This is a genomic window from Shewanella sp. 4t3-1-2LB (assembly GCF_017368415.1).
Classification (GTDB): Bacteria; Pseudomonadota; Gammaproteobacteria; order Enterobacterales; family Shewanellaceae; genus Shewanella; species Shewanella fodinae.
The window spans coordinates 1-400 of sequence record NZ_JAFNJD010000149.1; the positions used below are offsets into that span (position 1 = coordinate 1).

1 rRNA gene is annotated in these 400 nt (G+C 50.2%); it reads left to right on the plus strand.

Going from position 1 to position 400, the window contains the following annotated elements:
* Window positions 1–400, plus strand: a 16S ribosomal RNA gene (locus tag J3L11_RS19050); the annotation flags it as partial.

Here is a 400-nt window from a genome sequence, read left to right on the forward strand (position 1 = left end):
GGAATATTGCACAATGGAGGAAACTCTGATGCAGCAACGCCGCGTGGAGGATGACGCATTTCGGTGTGTAAACTCCTTTTAAGAGGGAAGATAATGACGGTACCTCTTGAATAAGCACCGGCTAACTCCGTGCCAGCAGCCGCGGTAATACGGAGGGTGCAAGCGTTACTCGGAATCACTGGGCGTAAAGGGTGCGTAGGCTGGCTTCTAAGTCAGATGTGAAATCCAATGGCTCAACCATTGAACTGCATTTGAAACTGGGAGCCTAGAGTTCAGAAGGGGCAGATGGAATTAGTGGTGTAGGGGTAAAATCCGTAGATATCACTAGGAATATCAAAAGCGAAGGCGATCTGCTGGGATGATACTGACGCTGAGGCACGAAAGCGTGGGGAGCAAACGG